This is a genomic window from Pseudomonas sp. SD17-1 (assembly GCF_029201585.1).
GTDB lineage: Bacteria > Pseudomonadota > Gammaproteobacteria > Pseudomonadales > Pseudomonadaceae > Aquipseudomonas > Aquipseudomonas palmensis.
Genome location: NZ_CP104044.1, coordinates 5,415,626 through 5,436,386, shown reverse-complemented (window position 1 = coordinate 5,436,386; position 20,761 = coordinate 5,415,626). Strand labels below are relative to the sequence as shown.

General features: G+C 66.3%; 16 protein-coding genes and 1 pseudogene. 9 read left to right on the top strand and 8 right to left on the bottom strand.

Going from position 1 to position 20,761, the window contains the following annotated elements; translation table 11 throughout:
- Nucleotides 1–2 precede the first annotated feature (2 nt).
- The 5 genes and pseudogenes from N0B28_RS24855 (at nt 3) to N0B28_RS24835 (ending at nt 6,127) form a co-directional block, all read left to right on the top strand.
- Complete coding sequence (locus N0B28_RS24855; RefSeq protein WP_058541769.1) at nt 3–872, top strand: LysR family transcriptional regulator; 870 nt, start codon at nt 3–5, stop codon at nt 870–872.
- A gap of 183 nt (nt 873–1,055) precedes the next feature.
- The gene (locus N0B28_RS24850) at nt 1,056–2,120 is read left to right on the top strand and encodes a putative 2-aminoethylphosphonate ABC transporter ATP-binding protein (RefSeq protein ID WP_058541770.1); all 1,065 of its coding nucleotides are present in this window, start codon (nt 1,056–1,058) and stop codon (nt 2,118–2,120) included.
- A 1-nt stretch (nt 2,121) separates the two neighbouring features.
- A pseudogene (locus tag N0B28_RS24845) lies at nt 2,122–3,839 on the top strand (putative 2-aminoethylphosphonate ABC transporter permease subunit).
- Between the two features lie 39 nt (nt 3,840–3,878).
- Nucleotides 3,879–4,904 (top strand): putative 2-aminoethylphosphonate ABC transporter substrate-binding protein, encoded by a 1,026-nt coding sequence (locus N0B28_RS24840; protein ID WP_054915526.1) that lies wholly within the window; start codon nt 3,879–3,881, stop codon nt 4,902–4,904.
- Between the two features lie 107 nt (nt 4,905–5,011).
- Nucleotides 5,012–6,127, top strand: a complete 1,116-nt coding sequence (locus N0B28_RS24835) for a TIGR03364 family FAD-dependent oxidoreductase (RefSeq protein WP_275729415.1) — start codon at nt 5,012–5,014, stop codon at nt 6,125–6,127.
- Between the two features lie 78 nt (nt 6,128–6,205).
- On the opposite strand, the gene N0B28_RS24830 is transcribed toward N0B28_RS24835, so the two are convergent.
- Complete coding sequence (locus tag N0B28_RS24830; protein WP_078480707.1) at nt 6,206–7,570, bottom strand: DUF3482 domain-containing protein; 1,365 nt, start codon at nt 7,568–7,570, stop codon at nt 6,206–6,208.
- Nucleotides 7,563–8,942, bottom strand: a complete 1,380-nt coding sequence (locus N0B28_RS24825) for a DUF2868 domain-containing protein (protein ID WP_210015336.1) — start codon at nt 8,940–8,942, stop codon at nt 7,563–7,565. Before N0B28_RS24825 ends, N0B28_RS24830 begins: the two co-directional genes overlap by 8 nt.
- Nucleotides 8,943–9,018: 76 nt before the next feature.
- On the opposite strand from N0B28_RS24825, the gene N0B28_RS24820 reads away from it, so the two are divergent.
- The gene (locus N0B28_RS24820; protein ID WP_078480709.1) at nt 9,019–9,537 is read left to right on the top strand and encodes a dihydrofolate reductase; all 519 of its coding nucleotides are present in this window, start codon (nt 9,019–9,021) and stop codon (nt 9,535–9,537) included.
- 68 nt (nt 9,538–9,605) lie between these two features.
- Here the strand turns inward: N0B28_RS24820 and N0B28_RS24815 are convergent, their stop codons facing one another.
- The 3 genes from N0B28_RS24815 to N0B28_RS24805 form a co-directional block, all read right to left on the bottom strand.
- Nucleotides 9,606–10,997 (bottom strand): L-cystine transporter, encoded by a 1,392-nt coding sequence (locus N0B28_RS24815; RefSeq protein ID WP_058541775.1) that lies wholly within the window; start codon nt 10,995–10,997, stop codon nt 9,606–9,608.
- 333 nt (nt 10,998–11,330) lie between these two features.
- The gene (gene ilvD, locus N0B28_RS24810; RefSeq protein WP_043860003.1) at nt 11,331–13,172 is read right to left on the bottom strand and encodes a dihydroxy-acid dehydratase; all 1,842 of its coding nucleotides are present in this window, start codon (nt 13,170–13,172) and stop codon (nt 11,331–11,333) included.
- A 259-nt stretch (nt 13,173–13,431) separates the two neighbouring features.
- Nucleotides 13,432–14,796, bottom strand: a complete 1,365-nt coding sequence (locus N0B28_RS24805; protein ID WP_058541777.1) for an APC family permease — start codon at nt 14,794–14,796, stop codon at nt 13,432–13,434.
- Nucleotides 14,797–15,031: 235 nt separating this feature from the next.
- On the opposite strand from N0B28_RS24805, the gene N0B28_RS24800 reads away from it, so the two are divergent.
- Entirely contained in the window at nt 15,032–16,705 is a 1,674-nt protein-coding gene (locus tag N0B28_RS24800; RefSeq protein ID WP_078480711.1) for a DUF4153 domain-containing protein, read from the top strand.
- A 93-nt stretch (nt 16,706–16,798) separates the two neighbouring features.
- On the opposite strand, the gene N0B28_RS24795 is transcribed toward N0B28_RS24800, so the two are convergent.
- Together N0B28_RS24795 and N0B28_RS24790 are read right to left on the bottom strand one after the other, a co-directional pair.
- Nucleotides 16,799–17,995, bottom strand: coding sequence for a class I SAM-dependent rRNA methyltransferase (locus N0B28_RS24795; protein ID WP_043860000.1), 1,197 nt, complete (start codon nt 17,993–17,995; stop codon nt 16,799–16,801).
- A gap of 76 nt (nt 17,996–18,071) precedes the next feature.
- Nucleotides 18,072–18,611 carry a type 1 glutamine amidotransferase domain-containing protein gene (locus N0B28_RS24790; RefSeq protein ID WP_043859999.1) on the bottom strand — a complete coding sequence of 180 codons (540 nt, stop codon included), beginning with the start codon at nt 18,609–18,611 and terminating at the stop codon, nt 18,072–18,074.
- Nucleotides 18,612–18,748: 137 nt separating this feature from the next.
- On the opposite strand from N0B28_RS24790, the gene N0B28_RS24785 reads away from it, so the two are divergent.
- On the top strand, nt 18,749–19,615 hold the full coding sequence (locus N0B28_RS24785) for an HDOD domain-containing protein (RefSeq protein ID WP_043859998.1): 867 nt from the start codon (nt 18,749–18,751) through the stop codon (nt 19,613–19,615).
- 3 nt (nt 19,616–19,618) lie between these two features.
- Nucleotides 19,619–20,431: a bifunctional DNA-formamidopyrimidine glycosylase/DNA-(apurinic or apyrimidinic site) lyase gene (mutM, locus tag N0B28_RS24780; RefSeq protein ID WP_058541780.1), complete on the top strand. Its 813-nt coding sequence runs from the start codon at nt 19,619–19,621 to the stop codon at nt 20,429–20,431.
- 9 nt (nt 20,432–20,440) lie between these two features.
- Here the strand turns inward: mutM and N0B28_RS24775 are convergent, their stop codons facing one another.
- Complete coding sequence (locus N0B28_RS24775; protein WP_011531711.1) at nt 20,441–20,692, bottom strand: YfhL family 4Fe-4S dicluster ferredoxin; 252 nt, start codon at nt 20,690–20,692, stop codon at nt 20,441–20,443.
- Between the last annotated feature and the right edge of the window lie 69 nt (nt 20,693–20,761).

Here is a 20,761-nt window from a genome sequence, read left to right as displayed (position 1 = left end):
GTATGTTGAGTTCCGAGTTGAAGGCGTTCTACATGGTGGCCCGCCTGGGCAGCATTACCCTGGCGGCGAAGAAACTCGGGCTCAGCCAGCCGACGGTGACCACGCAGATCCGCAACCTGGAGGCCCAGTACGGGGTCGAGCTGTTCTTTCGCGGCGGTCGCCGCCTGACCCTGAGCGACGACGGCACGCGGCTGATGCCGATGGTCAAGGCGCTGATGCAGCAGGAGTCGGATATCGAGTTCTTCCTGCGCAACAGCGGCCAGGGGCAGGGCGGCCTGCGCATTGCGGCCACCGCGCCGTACTACATTCTCGACTTGGTGAAGATCTTCCGCGAGCGCCTGCCGCAGGTGGAGCTGTCGGTGGAGATCGGCAACTCGCAGCAGGTGCTGGAGTGGCTGGAGGATTACCGCGTGGACATGGCCGCCTCGTCACAGCTGGTGGAGGATGCGCGGCTGGTGCGGCGGGTACTGGGCGTCGACCCGCTGGTGGTGGCAGTGCACCGCAACCATCCCTTGGCCTCGCGTGAGGCGGTGCCGCTGAGTGCGCTGGGCGGGCATTGCCTGCTGATGCGCGAACAGGGCTCGACCACGCGCCGGCTCACCGAGCAGATGCTCGACGAGGCGGGGGTGAAGGTGGGCTCGCTGCTGGAGATCGGTAGCCGCGAATCGATCCGCGAGGCAGTGCTGCGCAACATCGGCATCAGCATCATCGCCCGCCACGAGGTGCCGCATAACCCGGAGCTTAAGGTGCTGGCGCTGGAGGGTGCGCCGGTGATGCATGAGTACCTGTACTGCCTCAAGGAACGGCGCCAGGCGCGGTTGCCTGCTGCCTTTCTCGGCCTGGCCCAGGAAGTCTCGGCGCTGACCCTGTAGGAGCCAGCCTTGCTGGCGAATGTCGCGCTGCGGCCTGTGGGATTGCGCAGTGCCCCCTTCGCCGGCAAGGCCGGCTCCTACAAAAATCTGCCTATACCACTATCACCCGCTTTTGCCCCACCGCCACAGAACCTTCGCATTGCCCGCCTAGCATGGCCCTCACTCGTTCAGTGAGGTCCCGGCATGAACAACGCACTCGCAACCCCCGGCGCACAGATGAAAGTGCGCGGCATCCACAAACGCTTCGGCGCCTTCACCGCGCTGCACGACGTGTCCCTGGACATCGCCGCCGGCGAACTGGTGTGCCTGCTCGGCCCCTCCGGCTGCGGCAAGACCACCCTGCTGCGCTGCATCGCCGGGCTCGAACGCCAGGACCGCGGCACCCTCTACATCGGTGACCGCGACATTTCCGAGCTGCCGCCCCAGGCCCGCGACTACGGCATTCTGTTCCAGTCCTACGCGCTGTTCCCCAACCTCACCGTCGAAGCCAACATCGCCTACGGCCTGACCGCCAGCAGCCGCGACGAATCCCGTCAGCGCGTGGCCGACATGCTCGACCTGGTCGGCCTGCGCGGCAGCGAGAAGAAGTACCCCGGCCAGCTCTCCGGCGGCCAGCAACAACGTGTGGCCCTGGCCCGCGCACTCGCCCCGGCACCCTCCTTGCTGCTGCTCGACGAACCCATGTCGGCCCTCGATGCCCGCGTGCGCGACCACCTGTGCAGCGAGCTGCGTCAGTTGCAACGCCAACTTGGCATCACCACCCTGATGGTCACCCACAACCAGGACGAGGCCATGCTCATGGCCGACCGCATCGCGGTGATGAACAACGGCCAGGTCGAGCAGTACGACACCCCGCAGGCCATCTACGACAAGCCGGCCACGCCGTTCGTGGCCGAGTTCGTCGGCCAGGGCAACTGGCTGCCATTCCAGCAGCGCAGCGACAGCCATGCCCAGGTGGGTGACATGAACCTGCGCCTGGCCCCCGGTGCGGGCGCGGCCAACAGTGGCCGGTTGTTCTGCCGCCCCGAGGCGATCAGCGTCAACCCGCCGGTGCATGAAGAAAACCTGTTCCCGGCCCGCGTGCGGGAAATCACCTTCCTCGGCAATCGCTGCCGCATGAGTTTCGAGTTCAATCAACTGCCCGGCCACGCACTCACCGCCGAGGTGGCGCCCGAGTCGATGCCGCGCCTGGGCTCGCAGGATATCTGGGTGGCCTTGCCGCCGCGCAGCCTGCAGGTGTTTGCCTGACATGGGCGCGCCGATGAGCCTGCCGATCGCACCTGCGAAGGCCAAGACCACCGGCGGCGTCGCGCTGGGTGATCGCCTGTTCGTGACCGGCGGCAAATGGCTGTTGCTGGTGCTGCTGACCGTCGCGGTGCTGCTGCCGTTGCTGGCGATCTTCTGGCGCGGCTTCAGCAGCGATGCCGGGCAGGCGGCGGGCTGGTCGGGGCCCGCGAACTGTTCGCCAGCGCCAACTTCCACTGGCTGCTGGGCAACAGCCTCACCGTCGCGCTGAGCGTGGCGGCCATCGTGGTGCCCACCGCCTACCTGTTCGCCTATGCGCTGCAACGCACGCTGATTCCGGGCAAGCGTATCTGGCGCGGGATCTCGCTGCTGCCGCTGCTGGCGCCTTCGATGCTGCCGGCCATCGCGCTGGTGTACCTGTTCGGTAACCAGGGCCTGCTGCGCGGGCTGCTCAGCGACAATATCTATGGCTTCTGGGGCATCGTGCTGGGCGAGGCCATCTACACCTTCCCGCATGCGCTGATGATCCTGCTCTCGGCACTGTCGCTGGCCGACGCACGGTTGTTCGATGCGGCCTCCAGCATGGGCGCCGGGCCACGCCGCGCGTTCACCAGCATCACCTGGCCGGCCACGCGCCAGGCCGTGTTCGCCGCGTTCTGCCTGGTGTTCACCCTCACCATCACCGACTTCGGCGTGCCGGTGGTGGTGGGTGGCGACTACCAGGTGCTGGCGCTGGAAGCCTACAAGGCGGTGGTGGGCCAGCAGCAGTTCGGCCGTGGTGCACTGATCGGCATGGTGCTGCTGGTGCCGGCGCTGCTCAGCTTTGCGGTGGATGCCTGGCTGCGCCGGCGCCAGGGCGATGCCATGAGCGGTCGCGCCCAGGTGTTCGAGCCGGCCCCCAGCCGCCGGCGTGATGCGTGCTTCCTGGCCATCGTGCTGCTGGTGTGCGCCATTCTGCTGCTGGTGGTGGGCATGGCGGTGTACTCCTCGCTGGTCAAGTTCTGGCCCTACAACCTGTCGCTGTCGCTCAAGCACTACCAGTTCGACGACACCGCCGGCGGCGGCTGGCTGGCCTACCGCAACAGCATCACCATGGCGCTGGGCACCGCCCTGATCGGCAGCGCGGTGATCTTCAGCGGCGCCTACCTGATGGAGAAGACCAGAGGCCGTCTCAACCTGCTGCTGCGCCTGCTCAGCTTCGTGCCGATGGCCGTGCCGGGGTTGGTGCTGGGGCTGGGCTACGTGTTCTTCTTCAACCTGCCGGGCAACCCGCTGCATGTGTTCTACGGCAGCATGACGCTGCTGGTGGTGTGCACCATCGCGCACTACCTGACCACCGCGCAGATGACCGCCACCACTGCACTGCGCCAGCTCGACAGCGAGTTCGAGGCCGCCGCGCTGTCGCTCAAGGCCCCGCTGTACCGCCACTTTGCGCGGGTTACCGTGCCGATCTGCCTGCCAGCGCTGCTGGACATCATCCGCTACCTGTTCGTCTCGGCGATGACCACCGTGTCGGCGGCCATCTTCCTCTACAGCCCCGACACCATCCTGGCCGCGGTGGCGGTACTGAACATGGACGATGCCGGCAACGTCGGCGGTGCCGCCGCCATGTCCACCCTGATCCTGCTGACCAGCGCCGGCGTGTCACTGCTGCTGGCGTGGGCCTCGCGTGGCCTGCTCAAACGCTCCCAGGCCTGGCGCCAGCGCGCGCCGGGCCACTGATTGCTCTTCCAACCCTGTACTGCTCAAAGGAACCGCACCATGTTCAAGCCACTTGCTCTTGCCGCTGCCGTGCTCGCTGCCGTGACCGTGCAGGCCCAGGCCGCCGACACCCAGCTCACCGTGTACACCGCGCTGGAGGCCGAACAGCTCAAGACCTACAAGCAGGCCTTCGAGAAGGCCAACCCGGATATCGAGATCAAGTGGGTGCGTGACTCCACCGGCATCATCACCGCCAAGCTGCTGGCCGAGAAGGATCGCCCGCAGGCCGACGCGGTGTGGGGCCTGGCGGCGTCGAGCCTGGCGATCCTCGACCAGCAGGGCATGCTGCAGACCTATGCCCCCAAGGACCTGGACAAGATCGGCGCCAACTACCGCGATGCGGCCAACCCGCCGGCGTGGGTGGGCATGGACGTGTGGGCGGCGACCATCTGCTTCAACACCATCGAGGCCGAGAAGCAGGGGCTGAGCAAGCCGGTGAGCTGGCAGGACCTGACCAAGCCCGAGTACAAGGGCAAGATCGTGATGCCCAACCCGGCCTCGTCCGGCACCGGTTTTCTGGATGTGAGCGCATGGCTGCAGACCTTCGGCGAGAAGCAGGGCTGGCAGTACATGGACGAGCTGCACCAGAACATCGGCCAGTACGTTCACTCCGGTTCCAAGCCGTGCAAGCTGGCGGCGGCGGGAGAGTTCCCGATCGGCATCTCGTTCGAGTACCCGGCGGTGCAGCTCAAGCGCCAGGGCGCGCCGCTGGATATCGTGCTGCCCAAGGAAGGCCTGGGCTGGGAGATCGAGGCCACTGCGCTGATCAAGGGCAGTCAGCATGAAGCCGCGGCCAAGCGCCTGGCCGACTTCTCGGCGAGCCCGGCGGCGATGGAGCTGTACAAGGAGAACTTCGCGGTGCTGGCGCAGCCGGGCATTGCCAAGCCGCAGACCGAGTTGCCGGCCGATTACGAGCAGCGTCTGATCAAGAACGACTTCGGCTGGGCATCGAAGAACCGCGACAGCATTCTGGCCGAGTGGCGCAAGCGCTATGACGGCAAGTCGGAGAAGGTGGCGCAGCAGTAAATCCGCTTCGCTCCCTTCGCCGGCAAGGCCGGCTCCTACAGGTCTGCGCCGTCTGTAGGAGCCGGCCTTGCCGGCGAAAGTCGCACCACCATCTCAAGGGAACCCCCATGTCAGATTTTCTCATCGTCGGCGCCGGCATCCTCGGCCTGTCCCACGCCTACGCCGCAGCCCGGCGCGGCCTGCGGGTCAAGGTGTTCGAACGCAGCGCCACCCCGCTGGGCGCCTCCATTCGCAACTTCGGCCAGGCCCTGGTCAGCGGCCAGCCACCCGGCCAGATGCTCGAACTGGCCAAGGCCAGCCGCGGCATCTGGGCCCACTGGGCCGAGCACGCCGGCTTTGCGCTCAAGCGCAACGGCTCGCTGCTGCTGGCCCGCACCGCGCTGGAGCAAGACCTGCTCGAAGCCTTCTGCAACGGGCGTGCACTCGAGCACGGCTACCCGGTCGAACTGCTGCAGGGCGCCGCGCTCGATGCGCTGTACGACGGCCAGTTCCGCCATCATCGCGCCGCCCTGCGTGGGCTGGACGATCAGCAGGTGTACTCGCGCGAGGCCATCCCTGCGCTGGTCAACTACCTGCGCGAGCAACTGGGCGTCGAGTTCCACTTTTCCACGCTGGTGCGCGAGGTGGAGCCGGGGTTTCTGACCACCACCGCCGGTCGCTTCAGCGGCGAGCATATCGTGGTGTGCAGCGGGCACGACTACCAGACGCTGCTCGCCGAGCCGATGGCGCAGTTGCAGCCGCAGGTATGTCGCCTGCAGATGATGCGCGCCCGGCCACGCTTCGGCCTGGATCTGCAGCATTCGCTGCTGACCGGGTTGAGCTGCCTGCATTACGGGGCGTATGCCGACCTGCCGCAGGCGCAGGCCCTGCGCGCCGAGGTGCAGGCCGACAGCCCGCACCTGCTGGAAAACGGCATTCACCTGTTGATCAGCCCGACGCCCCATGGCGAGCTGATCATCGGCGATTCGCATGCCTACGCCAGCGATGCGTCGCCGTTCAATGCCGAGCAGGTGGACAACTGGATGATCGAGCTGGCCGAGCAGACGCTGGGTGGGCGCATCGAGGTGCTGGAGCGCTGGCAGGGGGTGTACGGCTCGGGTGGGCCGGGGCCGTTTTCGCTGCTGGCGGTAGCGCCGGGGGTGAGTGCGGCGCTGATGCACAGCGGGGTGGGGATGAGCGTTGGGCCGGCGTTGGCGGAGGGGCATATTGCACGTCTGATCTGAGACCGCCATCGCGGGTCAAGCCCGCTCCCACAGGGATCGCACACTCTCTGTGGGAGCGGGCTTGACCCGCGATTGGCCTTAAAGCTCCTGTACAAGACTGTCGATCTGCTCCTGCCGCTCCGCCTGCCCGAGTTTGGCCCCTGGGTTCATCGACGACCACTGCGGGTGCGCCCGCGCCTTGCTCAGCGCCTCCGGCAACTTGCCCTCGCGCCAGCCCTTGTCGCTGGGCAACGTCAGCTTGATGCGAGCTGTCGCCGCATGCCCGCGCCCCTCCAGCGCTGCCAGCAACTGACGCTGACGCAACGCCAGCAAGCGCAGCACCCCGTCGTCCACCGTCAGTTCATGCTGGCCCTTCAGCTTGCCCATCAGCCGCGAACCGTAACTGCGTGCCGTCTGCAGCGCACCCCCGGCAATCGCCCCGGCCAGTGCGGCCGCCCCCAGGGTGATGCCGCCGACCAGCAGGTCGACCCCGGCACCGGCCGCCGCGCCCGCGGCAACCCCGCTGCCCAGGCGCACGCCCAGCAATTTCAGGGTCTCGGGGTTGAACAGGTCATCGCCCCAGCGCCCGTCCAGCAGCGGTAGCTCGCCGGTGTGGGCGTCGTCCTTGCGAAACGCATACAGCTTGAGCAGCGCCTCGACGCAGCGTTGTTCACGCTGGCGAATCACCTGATGCAGCTCGCTGATCGCCGCTGCCTCGGCCTCCGGCCTGGCGATCACGCTACGCCGGCACGCTGCGCAATCGAGCAGCAGTTCGGCAATCAGGCGCTTGGCGCTGTGCTGGCGTGCTACACGCTGGGCCTGCTGGTCATCGATAAGGCGCTGCAAGGCCGGGCGCGCATTCTCCAGCAGCAAGGCCAGGCTTTCGTACAGGCGCTGCTCGCCATCCTGCGGCGGGGCCACGCTGTCGAAGCGCACCAGTGCGTGCAGCCCCAGGCGTGCCAGGGCCTCGCGCCAGTCCGGCTCGCGATGCTCGTTGCTGGCCACGAAGTTGAGCACCGGCAGCAGCGGTTTGCCGCAACCGGCCAGCACTTCCAGTTCATCGCGGTACTTGGCCAGCACCGGCTCGCGGGCGTCGATCACGTACAGCCCGGCATCACTGGCCAGCAACTGGCGCAGCACCTTGGCCTCCTGCTCGAAGCGCTGGCGCGCCTCGTTGCCTTGCAGAAAACGCTCGACCCGCGCCGGGCCGTCCAGCCGCTCACCAGGCCGATCGAGACGCTCCAGGTAATCGAGCAGCGCGATGGCATCCTCCAGGCCCGGGGTGTCGTACAGCTCCAGCAGCGGCTCGCCCTCCACCGACAGCCGTGCGCCTTCCACATGCCGGGTGGTGCTGGGGCGGTGCGAGACTTCGCCGAAACCCACGTCGCGGGTGAGCGTGCGCAGCAGCGAGGTCTTGCCGACGTTGGTGTGGCCGACCACGGCCAGTTTCAACGGCTTAGTCATGGCCATGCTCCAGCCAGTTGAGGGGGGCACTGTCGGCGTACGCCAGGCCCAGTTGCTCCAGCGCCTGGTGCCAGTCGCCCAGGCGGTCGGCGTCCAGTGCCTGGCCGGGTGGTGCCTGCAACAGCCAGATGCGCGTGGCCCCGGCGCTGCGCGCAAGCTCGGCCAGCAGCGCCAGGCTGCCCCGGTCGGGCGAGCGGCGCGGGTCGCAGGCGATGGCCAGGCGCGCGGGCGGGAAGCGGCTCAGCTGTTCGAGCAGCCTGTTGCGTGATTCGCGGCTGTCGAGGATACCGGCGTTGGTCACCGAGGCTGGCAGAGCGGGCGGCCAGGGGTGCTGGTCGTCGAGCTCCAGGCCCACCAGCAAGGCGCCCTCGGCCGGTGCGTCGCCTTCGCTGCGGGTGATTTCGGGCAAGGCCTGCGGGGCAGGGTCGTTGACCCCCAGGCGTTCGCTGCTGGGCATCAGCACGTCGCGCAGGGCGCTGTAGCCGGGCAGGTTGAGGTCCAGGCCCAGGCGCCGGCGCCCGCTGTGCCAGCGCCACAGGCACAGGGCCGCGAGCACCAGCCGCGGCAGCAGGCCGTACACCACCAGCACGCCGAGCATCCAGCCGGCCCACGACTGGCGTGCCAGCTCCAGCGCCGGTTGGCTGGCGCCGCTGGCGCGGATCATGGCCGCGTCCGGCACGCTGAAGCCCAGCAGCGCGGGCAGGGTGCCGAGGGCCTGGGTCAGGCCGACAAAGGTGTCGGGGTCGAGGATGGTGGTTTCCCACACAAAGCCATAACGCCGGGTGGCCAGCAGCATCAGCATCACCACCAGGGCGCTGGCCAGCGCCAGCAGCCACAGGCCGTGCACCAGCAGGCCGAGCAGCCAGCGGTTGAGGCGCTGGCGTTGCAGCAGTACCAGCAGGGCTGGGGCCAGATGCGCGGCCTTGGCATCGCGGGCGAACTTTTCGCTCAGCCATAGCCACAGCCGCCCCAGGCTGGCGCCATGGTCGCCGGCCAGGGCAAAGCCCAGAGCCCAGCTCAGCAGCATCAGCAGGTTAAGCCCCAGCAGGCTGCCCAGCGCCCAGAACACGTTGACCGGGCGCTGGCCGTCGCCCAGCCCGGCGAAGGCCAGGCCGGCGCCGCTGAGCACGGCGAGCAGCAGCAGGGCCAGCAGCGCCAGGCGCGCCCCGGCTTTCCAGCGCCCCAGCGCGGCGCGCAGGCCGTCGCGTTCGGCCAGCCACAGGGCGCGGTGTTCGATGCGTGCAGCCAGGTCGCCGCCTTGCTGGCGCGCACGGCGGTTGGCTTCCTGGTCTTCCAGCGCGCCGGCATGTTCTTCACGCAGGCGCACGGCTTCGGTGAGCCAGCGTTTGTCCAGGTCAGTCAGTCCAGTCACACCCAGCTTCCATTGATCAAAACTGCCCAAAGCATAACCCACGCATCGGCCAGCGGGCTTTGCTATCCTCGCGGGCATGAAAACATCACTGCCTCTCAGCCTGATCGCGGCCCTCGCCGAGAACCGCGTCATCGGCATCGACAACAGCATGCCCTGGCATTTGCCGGGGGATTTCAAGTATTTCAAGGCCACCACGTTGGGCAAGCCGATCATCATGGGTCGCAAGACCTGGGATTCGCTGGGGCGCCCCTTGCCGGGGCGTCTGAACCTGGTGGTCAGCCGTCAGCCGGGCCTGGTGCTGGAGGGCGCCGAGGTGTTCGGTTCGCTGGATGAGGCCATCGTGCGGGCCGAGCAGTGGGCGCTGGAGCACGGTGTGAGCGAGCTGATGCTGATCGGCGGTGCGCAGCTGTACGGGCAGGCGCTGGAACGCGGGCTGGCGGATCGGCTGTACCTGACGCGGGTCGAGCTCAGCCCGGTGGGGGATGCGTGGTTCCCCGAGGTGGATGCGCAGCAGTGGGCGATGAAATCGACCCAGGCCAATGCGGCTGAAGGGGACAAGCCGGCTTATCACTTCGAGGTGTGGGAGCGGCGTTGATGCATTCGCCGGCAAGGCCGGCTCCTACACGATTGCTGTAGGAGCCGGCCTTGCTGGCGAAGGGGTCTTCAGCTATGCGTCAACTGCGCATGCTCATCGGCCTCCAGCAGCACCTTGTCGGTCTGCCCCATGGCCTGGCTGGTCAGGGTACCGGCCACCATCGCACCACTCACGTTCAGTGCCGTGCGGCCCATGTCGATCAGCGGCTCGACCGAGATCAGCAGCGCCACCAGCTCCACCGGCAGGCCCATCGCCGGCAGCACGATCAGCGCGGCGAAGGTCGCACCGCCGCCCACCCCGGCCACCCCGGCCGAACTCAGGGTCACGATGGCCACCAGCGTGGCGATCCACAGCGGGTCGAGCGGGTCGATGCCCACCGCCGGGGCCACCATCACCGCCAGCATCGCCGGGTACAGGCCTGCGCAACCGTTCTGGCCGATGGTCGCGCCGAACGAGGCGGCAAAGCTGGCAATCGCCTGAGGGATGCCCAGGCGACGGGTCTGCGCCTCGATGCTCAGCGGAATGCTCGCCGCACTGGAGCGGCTGGTGAAGGCAAAGGTCAGCACCGGCCATACCTTGCGGAAAAACCGCAGCGGGTTGACCCCGCCCAGGCCCAGCAGCACACCGTGCACCACGAACATCAGGCCCAGGCCGATGTACGACACCACCACGAAACTGCCCAGCTTGAGAATGTCGTCCAGGTTCGAGCTGGCCACCACCTTGGTCATCAGCGCCAGCACGCCATATGGGGTGAGCTTCATCACCAGGCGTACCAGGCGCATCACCCAGGCCTGCAGGGTGTCGATGGCCACCAGCGCACGGTTGCCCTTGTCGGCGTCGTCCTTGAGCAGTTGCAAGGCGGCCACACCGAGGAACGCGGCGAAGATCACCACGCTGATGATCGAGGTCGGCTTGGCCCGGGCCAGGTCGCCCACCGGGTTGGTGGGGATGAACGACAGCAGCAGTTGCGGGATGTTGAGGTCGGCGACCTTGCCCGCGTAGTCACTCTGGATGGTCTGCATGCGCGCGGTTTCCTGCACGCCGGCCACCAGGCCTTCGGCGCTGAGGCCGAACAGGTTGGTCAGGCCGATGCCGATCAACGCGGCGATGGCCGTGGTGAACAGCAGGGTGCCGATGGTCAGGAAACTGATCTTGCCCAGCGACGAGGCGTTGTGCAGGCGTGCCACGGCGCTGAGGATCGAGACGAAGATCAGCGGCATGACGATCATCTGCAGCAGGCCCACATAGCCGTTGCCGACCAGGTCGAGCCAACTGATGGTGCTTTTCAGGACCGGGCTGCCGGCACCGTAGATGGCATGCAGGGCACTGCCGAACAGCACGCCGACGATCAGGCCGACCAGCACTTTCTTGGCCAGGCTCCAGGAGGTCTTGCTGGTTTGCGCCAGGCCCAGCAGCAAGGCTGCGAACACCAGCAGGTTGAGAAACAGCGGCAGGTTCATTGAAGCTCCAGACAAAGGGCGGGGCGTCGCGTCTGTGCGCGATTGCGAACAGAAATGCTAACAGCCTGAAAAACAACGAAATTAGATCTAAATGGAATTTAGATAGATGGTTTTGGAATAACCATATTCCTCGGCAAGCAAAGACGGACGAAAACAGATGCGGGGCTGGGGTATAAGGGGCAGATGTTGCCGCCCTCTGTACCGGCCTCTTCGCCGGCAACGCCGGCTCCTACGGGGGCCACGGCGTCTGTAGGAGCCGGCGTTGCCGGCGAACACCGCACCGCAGGCAAAAAAAACCGGCGCCTGGGCGCCGGTTCTTTATTTTGCCAGACCTTACAGACCGTCCAGCATGGCCTTGTTGCGCACCGCGCCCTTGTCGGCACTGGTGGCGAGCAGGGCGTAGGCCTTGAGTGCGGTGGTCACCTTGCGCGGACGCTGCTCGACCGGCTTCCAGCCCTTCTTGTCCTGCTCGACACGCCGCGCCGCCAGCTCTTCATCGCTGACCAGCAGGTTGATCGAACGGTTGGGAATGTCGATCAGCACCTTGTCGCCGTCGCGCACCAGGCCAATCGCGCCGCCTGCTGCCGCTTCCGGCGAAGCATGACCGATGGACAGGCCCGAGGTGCCGCCCGAGAAGCGCCCGTCGGTCAGCAGCGCACAGGCTTTGCCCAGGCCCTTGGACTTCAGGTACGACGTCGGGTACAGCATCTCCTGCATGCCCGGGCCGCCTTTTGGTCCCTCGTAGCGGATGATCACGATGTCGCCGGCCTGCACTTCGTCGGCCAGAATGCCGCGTACCGCGCTGTCCTGGCTTTCGAAGATCTTGGCGTTGCCTTCGAACACATGGATCGACTCGTCGACGCCTGCGGTCTTCACCACGCAGCCATCCAGCGCGATGTTGCCGTACAGCACGGCCAGGCCGCCTTCCTTGGAGTAGGCGTGCTCGAAGCTGCGGATGCAGCCGTTCTCGCGGTCGTCATCCAGGGTTTCCCAACGGGTCGACTGGCTGAACGCGGTCTGGGTCGGGATGCCGGCCGGGCCGGCCTTGAAGAAGTGGTGCACCGCTTCGTCGTCGGTCTGGGTGATGTCCCACTTGGCGATGGCTTCTTCCATGCTGCGGCTGTGCACGGTCGGCAGGTCGGTGTGCAGCAGGCCGCCACGGGCCAGCGAACCGAGGATGCTGAAGATGCCGCCGGCGCGGTGCACGTCTTCCATGTGGTACTTCTGGATGTTCGGCGCCACCTTGCACAGCTGCGGCACGCTGCGCGACAACCGGTCGATGTCGCGCAGGTCGAAGTCGATCTCGGCTTCCTGGGCGGCGGCCAGCAGGTGCAGGATGGTGTTGGTCGAGCCGCCCATGGCGATGTCGAGCATCATGGCGTTCTCGAACGCCTTGAAGTTGGCGATGTTGCGCGGGAGTACCGACTCGTCGTTCTCGCCGTAGTAGCGCTGGCACAGTTCGACGATGGTGCGGCCGGCCTTGAGGAACAGCTCTTCGCGGTCGCTGTGGGTGGCCAGGGTCGAACCGTTGCCCGGCAGGGCCAGGCCCAGGGCTTCGGTCAGGCAGTTCATGGAGTTGGCGGTGAACATGCCGGAGCACGAACCGCAGGTAGGGCAGGCGCTGCGCTCGTATTCGGCGACCTTTTCGTCACTGGCCGAGCTGTCGGCGGCGATCACCATGGCGTCGACCAGGTCCAGGCCGTGGCTGGCCAGCTTGGTCTTGCCGGCTTCCATCGGGCCGCCGGACACGAAGATCACCGGGATGTTCAGGCGCAGGGCGGCCATCAGCATGCCGGGGGTGATCTTGTCGCAGTTGGAGATGCACACGATGGCGTCGGCGCAGTGGGCGTTGACCATGTACTCGACCGAGTCGGCGATGATCTCGCGACTGGGCAGCGAGTACAGCATGCCGTCGTGGCCCATGGCGATGCCGTCATCCACGGCGATGGTGTTGAATTCCTTGGCCACGCCACCGGCGCGCTCGATCTCGCGGGCCACCAGCTGGCCCAGGTCCTTCAGGTGCACGTGGCCCGGGACGAACTGGGTGAAGGAGTTGGCGATGGCGATGATCGGCTTCTTGAAGTCGGCATCTTTCATGCCGGTAGCGCGCCACAGGGCGCGTGCGCCGGCCATGTTGCGACCGTGGGTGGACGTTTTCGAGCGGTAATCAGGCATGAAGCACTCCTGGCGGCTAATCAGGTAACAAAAAGGGGAGTGAGCTTCTCTTGTCCTTTGCACCGAAGGCAGGTGGCCGCTGGTACGGATGAGGCCGAAAACACCACGGGATCGCCGAGGGCTCGACCAGAGCTCATAAACCCGCCGGGGATGACTGGCGATGAATAGGCCGATTCTACACCGCTGGCGGCGGGAAGGAATGGCGCATTGGGCGGTTGGGCGTTTTCGCTGCGCGCGGGCCGCCCAACCGCCATGGCGTTCAGCCGGCCTCGGAGAAGTGCACCAGCTTCACGCGCTTGCGAAAGCCGCCGGTCAGCACGCCCAGGTACACCAGGCCGAGGGTGAACCAGGTCATGCCGATGGTCAGGGTCAGTGCCGACAGGCTGGTCCACAGCCACAGTGTGAGGCTCATGCCCACCAGCGGCACCACGCCGTAACGCAGCAGCCCCGAGAGGTTGCGGTGGCAGGCTTGATCGACCAGGTGCGTGCGCACCACCGCCATGTTCACCGCCGAGAACGCCACCAGCGCGCCAAAGCTGATCAGCGAGGCCAGGGTGGTCAGGTCGATCACCAGTGCCAGCAGGGAGAACACCGATACCACCAGGGTGGCGAACACCGGGGTGCCGAAGCGTGGCGAAAGGCGCCCGAACCAGCGCCGTGGCAGCACCTGGTCGCGGCCCATGGTGTACAGGATGCGCGACACCGCAGCCTGTGAGGCCAGTGCCGAACCCAGGCTGCCGGCCACGAAGGCCGCGGTGAAGAAGTTGGCGAGGAACTGCCCGCCGGCCTTGAACATCACTTCATTGGCTGCCGCATCGACGTTGGCGAAGTGGCTGCCCGGCAGTACCAGCTGGCTGATGTAGGCCAGCACGGTGAACAGCAGCCCGGCGCCCAGGGTGGTGAGCAGGATGGCGCGCGGCACATCGCGTTGCGGGTCGCGGGTTTCCTCGGCAAGGGTCGATACCGCGTCGAAGCCCAGGAAGGACAGGCACAGTACCGCTGCCCCGGTCATCAGGTGGCTGAACCCGGGCCGGGTGCCGTCACCGAGCAGGGGCGACAGCAGGTCGATGGGCGCGCCGTGCAGGCTCTTGATCGACAGTGCGGCGAACACGCCGATGAAGATGATCTGCGCGCCCACGATCAGGTTGCTGGCCTTGGCCACCGAATGGATGCCGATCACGTTGAGCACGGTCACCAGGGCGATGGCGGCGACGATGATGCCCCACACCGGCAGGGCCGGGAAGGCGATGTTGAGGAACAGCCCGATCAGCAGGTAGTTGATCATCGGGATGAACAGGTAGTCGAGCAGCAGCGACCAACCGGCCAGAAAGCCGATGTTGGGGCCGAACGCCAGGTGGGTATAGGAGTAGGCCGAGCCCGCCACCGGGAAGCGTTTGACCATGAAGCTGTAGGACGTCGCGGTGAACAGCATGGCCAGCAGGGTCACCAGGTAGGCGCCTGCGGTGCGGCCACCGGTGAGTTCGGTGACGATGCCGTAGGTGGTGAAGATGGTCAGCGGCACCATGTACACCAGGCCGAAGAACACCAGGGCGGGCAGCCCCAGCACGCGGCGCAGTCGAGCGGTATCTGAAGTGCCAGGATGAGAGCGGTCGATAGAGGACATGGGTCGAACCTGCATTGTTTTTATTTTGATTGAGTCGATTTTTATCTGCTTATGTCGCCTGGATCAATGAAAAATTTGCCCTTATGGATTATTGGCCTGGATTTTTATCGATATATGTGCATGGCTGCATGGGGCCTGTGCGGCGCTGCAATGAAGTCGACGTGCTCTAGCCGTGCGGGGTCGCCTGGCCCTAGACTGCGCGCCTTGTGCATCACCCCTCGCAAAAGGACTTGGAATGCCCGTGCTCAACCGCTCCGTGCTGTATTACCTCGCCATCGCCCTGGTACAGGGGGCGCTGCTGCTCACCTTCATCCATTACCGCAACCCTGTGCTCGCGGTGTTCTGCGCCACGCTGGCCCTGGTGGGCGGCATCAATCTGCAACTGCTGGGCGGCGCGGTGCGCCAGCGCGGCACCTGGCTGCTGGTGGCCGGCCTGGCGTTGCTGATGGCCAGCGTGTCAGCCTGGCTGTATGCGCAATCGGCCGACGGCTGGCTATGGATGCGCTGGATGCCGGCCTCGCTGGTGCTGGCCTATATCGGCGCGGCGTTCATCCTCAGTTGGCCGACCCGCGACGGCAATCGCCTGCGCTATCAGGACCTGTACCAGCACGCCTGGAACAATGCCTTCATCGTGCTGCTGGCGCTGCTGGTGACCCTGGCGTTCTGGATGCTGCTGTGGCTGTGCGGGCGGCTGTTCACGATTCTGGGCGCGCCGGTGCTCAGCGATATCTTCGCCTCGCTCGAATTCATCTGCGTGTGCCTGCCGATCTTCTTCTCGCTGGGCATCCGCATGGGGCGCCAGAACGACAAGGCCATCGGCCTGCTGCGCAATGTGCTGCTCACCGTGTGCCGCTACCTGCTGCCGCTGTGTTCGCTGATTGCGGTGGTGTTCACTCTGGCGCTGGCGGTAACCGGGGTCGCGCCGATCTTCAACACCGGTTACTCCACCAGCATCCTGCTGTGCCTGGTGGGCAGTACGCTGTTTCTGCTCAACGGCGTGTTCCAGGACGGCGAGCACGATGCCGGTTATGCCAGGCCCCTGAAGCTGCTGGTGAACGCCAGCCTTGTGTGCCTGCCGCTGCTGATGGCGCTGGCGTGCTACTCGAGCTGGCTGCGCATCGACCAGTACGGCCTGACCCCGCAGCGCTTTCTGGCGATGCTGCTGATCGGCATCGCGCTGGTGCACAGCCTGGCCGCGCTGTGGGCCATTCGGCCGCGCCAGGCGGTGTGGCTGGGCAGCTTGCGGCGCAGCAACCCGTTGATCGCGCTGCTGAGTTTCGTGGTGCTGATGCTGGTGTTCACGCCGGTGCTCAACCCGTTGACCTACAGCGCCGCCAACCAGATGGAGCGGCTGTTGAGCGGGCGCACCTCGGCGGATGCGTTCGATGCGCGCGCATTGCGCTACCGGCTCGGCAAGCCGGGGATCGAGCAGTTCGAGCGGTTGTCGCGCCTGGTCAAGGAGGGGCAGATCCTGGATGCGCCAAGCCGCGAGCTGCTGGCCGATCGACTGCTGGAGGCCGAACCGGTGAGCATGTCGCCGCGTGAGTACGGACCCAAGCTGGAATGGATCGGGCCTGCGCCGGAGGACAGTGCGCAGATGCTCAACCTGACCCTGATCGAGAGCCAATGCGGCAGTTCGGGGTGTGCTGCCTGGCAGGTGGACCTGGATGACGATGGGGTCAACGAAGTGCTGGTGGTGCCCAAGCACGAGTACTCGACGTCGGCGTTCGTATATGCGCGTCACGAGGGCTTCTGGCGTGATTATGCGCGGGTGGACGGGATCGGCACGGGGCGCGCACTGATCGAGCAGATTCGGGCGGGCGCGCTCAAGCTGGCGAAACCGCGCTACAAGACCCTGGTGATCGACGGGCGAGAACTGGGAATGATGCCTTACCCGCAGCGCGATTGAGTGCACCTGCCTGCAGGAGCCGGCCTTGCCGGCGAAAGGCCGTTACAGGCAAAAAAAATCCCGGCACCTAGCCGGGATTTTCATTCAGCGCGATCAGCTGTTGGGCAGCAGCCGGCAGGTGATGCTCTTGATGTAGCGCGTTTCCGGGATCGCCGGGTGCACCGGGTGGTCCGGGCCCTGGCCGCCGCGTTCGAGCAGCTGCATGTTGCGGTCCAGGTGGCGGGCGCTGGTCAGCAGGATGTTCTGCAGGTCGTCTTCGGGTAGGTGCATCGAGCACGAGGCGCTGACCAGAATGCCGTCCTTGCTCAGCAGGCGCATGGCCTGCTCGTTCAGGCGGCGGTAGGCGCCTTCGCCGTTCTTCAGGTCCTTCTTGCGCTTGATGAACGCGGGCGGGTCGGCCACGATCACGTCGAAACGCTCTTCAGCGGCCTTGAGCTCGCGCAGCGCCTCGAACACATCGCCTTCCACGCAGGTGACCTTCTCGGCAATGCCGTTGAGCGCCGCATTGCGCTCCACGCCATCCAGGGCAAAGCCCGAGGCATCCACACAGAACACTTCGCTGGCGCCGAACGCACCGGCCTGCACGCCCCAGCCACCGATGTAGCTGAACAGGTCGAGCACGCGCTTGCCTTTGACGTAGGGTGCCAGGCGTGCGCGGTTCATGCGGTGGTCGTAGAACCAGCCGGTCTTCTGGCCTTCCATCACCGGCGCTTCGAATTTCACGCCGTTCTCTTCCAGCGCCACCCACTCCGGCACCAGGCCGAACACGGTTTCGACGTAGCGGTTCAGGCCTTCGGCATCACGCGCCGCCGAGTCGTTCTTGAACAGGATGCCGGTGGGTTTGAGCACCTGCACCAGGGCGGCGATCACGTCGTCCTTGTGCTGTTCCATGGTGGCCGAGGCCAGCTGTACCACCAGGATGTCGCCGAAACGGTCGACCACAAGGCCCGGCAGCAGGTCCGAGTCGCCGTACACCAGGCGGTAGAACGGCTTGTCGAACAGGCGCTCGCGCAGCGACAGGGCCACGTTGATGCGGTGCACCAGCAGCGACTTGTCCAGGGCCAGCTTGGCGTCGCGCGACAGCAGGCGCGCGCAGATCAGGTTGTTGGGGCTCATGGCGACGATGCCCAGCGGCTTGCCGCCGGCACCTTCGAGCACCGCCTGGTCGCCGGCCTTGAAGCCATGCAGCGGGGTCGCGGCGACGTCGATTTCGTTGCTGTACACCCACAGATGGCCGGCGCGCAGGCGGCGGTCGGCGTTGGCTTTGAGGCGAAGGCTGGGCAGGGACATGACGTCGCTCCGGAAAAAAGAGCGGGAGTATAGCGCGTCGGCCGGGCACGCGGCTCGGCCGGCGACAAATAGCCGATCAGGCGCCCAAAGCGCGCAGCAGCTGGGTGTTGAAGGCGGGAATATCGTCGGGCTGGCGGCTGCTGATCAGGTTGCGGTCGATGACCACGGCCTGATCCTGCCACTGCCCGCCGGCATTGGTGATGTCGTCGCGCACGGTCTTGTAGCTGGTCATCTTGCGGCCCTTGACCAACTGGCTCGACACCAGCAGCCAGGCGCCATGGCAGATCACCGCCAGGGGCTTGCCGCTGGCGTCGTGGGCCTTGACCAGCTTCTGGGCGCCGGGGTCGATGCGTATGGTGTCGGAGTTCTGCACGCCGCCGGGCAGCACGATGGCGTCGTAGACCGCGACGTCGGCCTTGTCGAAGGTGTTGTCCACAGTGAAGTCGTCGGCGGGTTTGTCATGGTTCCAGCCCTTGACCGTGCCCGGTTTGGCCGAGAGGATGTCGACGCGCACGCCGCTTTGCTCGAGGGCCTGCTTGGGCCCGGTGAGTTCTACCTGCTCGAAGCCGTCGGTGACCAGCATGGCCACGCGCTTGCCGTTCAGTTGGGTCGTCATCTGCGTGCTCCTGTTGAGTTGAACCTGTAGTAAGCAGGCAGCCCTGGGGCAGGCAAAGTTCCTTCTGAATCCATCAACGGGTGTTTCCCGGCCCGCCTGCAGGGTTAGAATCGCCCTTCAGCCCCGAGTGTGTATCTATGTCCCAGGAACTTACCGCCGAACAGATCCAGCAAGCCCTGCAGGGCATCAGCGTACCGCCCCAGCCGCAGATCATGGTCGACCTGCAGTTCGAGCAGTACATGCCCGACCCGGACCTGGAGACCATCGCCAAGCTGATCTCCCAGGACCCGGGCCTTTCCGGCGCACTGCTCAAGCTGGTCAATTCGCCGTACTACGGGCTGACCAACAAGATCGCCTCGATCCAGCGCGCGGTGAACCTGCTGGGCAGCCGCTCGATCATCAACCTGATCAACGCGCAGTCGATCAAGGGCGAGATGAGCGACGACACCATCGTCACCCTCAACCGCTTCTGGGATACCGCCCAGGACGTGGCCATGACCTGCCTGACCCTGGCCAAGCGCATCGGCTCGCAGGCGGTGGACGAAGCCTATGCCCTGGGGCTGTTCCACGATTGCGGCGTGCCGCTGATGCACAAGCGCTTCCCCGACTACATGCATACCCTGGAGCAGGCCTACGCCGAGGCCGGCCCCGACAAGCGCGTGGTCGACACCGAGAACCGCACGTTCAACACCAACCACGCCGTGGTCGGCTACTACACGGCCAAGTCGTGGCGCCTGCCCGAGCACGTGAGTGCCGCCATCGCCAACCACCACAATGCCCTGGCGGTGTTCAGCGACGACTCGGCGCGCAACACCCAGCTCAAGAACCTGCTGGCCATTCTGAAGATGGCCGAGCACATCTGCAGCTCGTACCGGGTGCTGGGCAACCAGAGCGTGGACCACGAATGGAACACCGTCGGGCACCTGGTGCTCGACTACGTGGGCCTGTCGGAGTACGACTTCGAGAACCTCAAGCAGACCATCCGCGAAATGGGTGCGCACTGACCCATGCCCGAGCTACCTGAAGTCGAGACCACCCGCCGCGGCATTGCGCCGTACCTTGAAGGGCAGCGTGTCAGCCGTGTGGTGGTGCGTGAACGGCGCCTGCGCTGGCCGATACCCGAAGACCTCGACGTACGCCTGTCGGGGCAGCGCTTCGTGTCGGTGGAACGGCGTGCCAAGTACCTGCTGCTCAACGCCGAGGTGGGCACGCTGATCAGCCACCTGGGCATGTCGGGCAACCTGCGGCTGGTGGAGATCGGCCTGCCGGCGGCCAAGCACGAGCATGTGGACATCGAGCTGGAGTCGGGGCTGGCGCTGCGCTACACCGACCCGCGCCGGTTTGGCGCGATGCTCTGGGCCCCCGACCCGTTGCAGCACGAGCTGCTGCTGCGCCTGGGCCCGGAGCCGCTGACCGACCTGTTCGATGGCGAGCGGCTGTTCCAGCTGTCGCGCGGGCGCTCGATGGCGGTCAAGCCGTTCATCATGGACAACGCGGTGGTGGTGGGGGTGGGCAACATCTATGCGACCGAGGCGCTGTTCGCGGCGGGCATCGACCCGCGGCGCCCGGCCGGGGGCATTTCGCGGGCGCGCTACCTGCGCCTGGCCATCGAGATCAAGCGCATCCTGGCCGCCGCCATCGAGCGTGGCGGCACCACCCTGCGCGACTTCATCGGCGGCGACGGCCAGCCGGGCTACTTCCAGCAGGAACTGTTCGTGTACGGGCGCGGGGAAGAACCGTGCAAGGTGTGCGGCACGGTGCTGCGCAACGTGACCCTGGGCCAGCGCGCCAGCGTGTTCTGCCCGCGCTGCCAGACCTAGCGGCCTGTATCAGGCCTTGCCGGTGATCCTGCGGTACTTGGCCATCAGCTCGTCTTCGGTTTCCGGGTGCGCTTCATCCAGCGGGATGCAGTCGACCGGGCAGACCTGCTGGCACTGCGGTTCGTCGTAATGGCCAACGCACTGGGTGCACAGGTTGGGGTCGATCACGTAGATCTCTTCGCCCTGGGAGATGGCGGCGTTCGGGCACTCGGGTTCGCAGACGTCGCAATTGATGCAATCGTCGGTGATGATCAGGGACATGGGGACTCCGGCCGGGGCGTCAGGCCCGGGCATATGAAAACCAATGGGCACAATTGTGCCGCATTAACG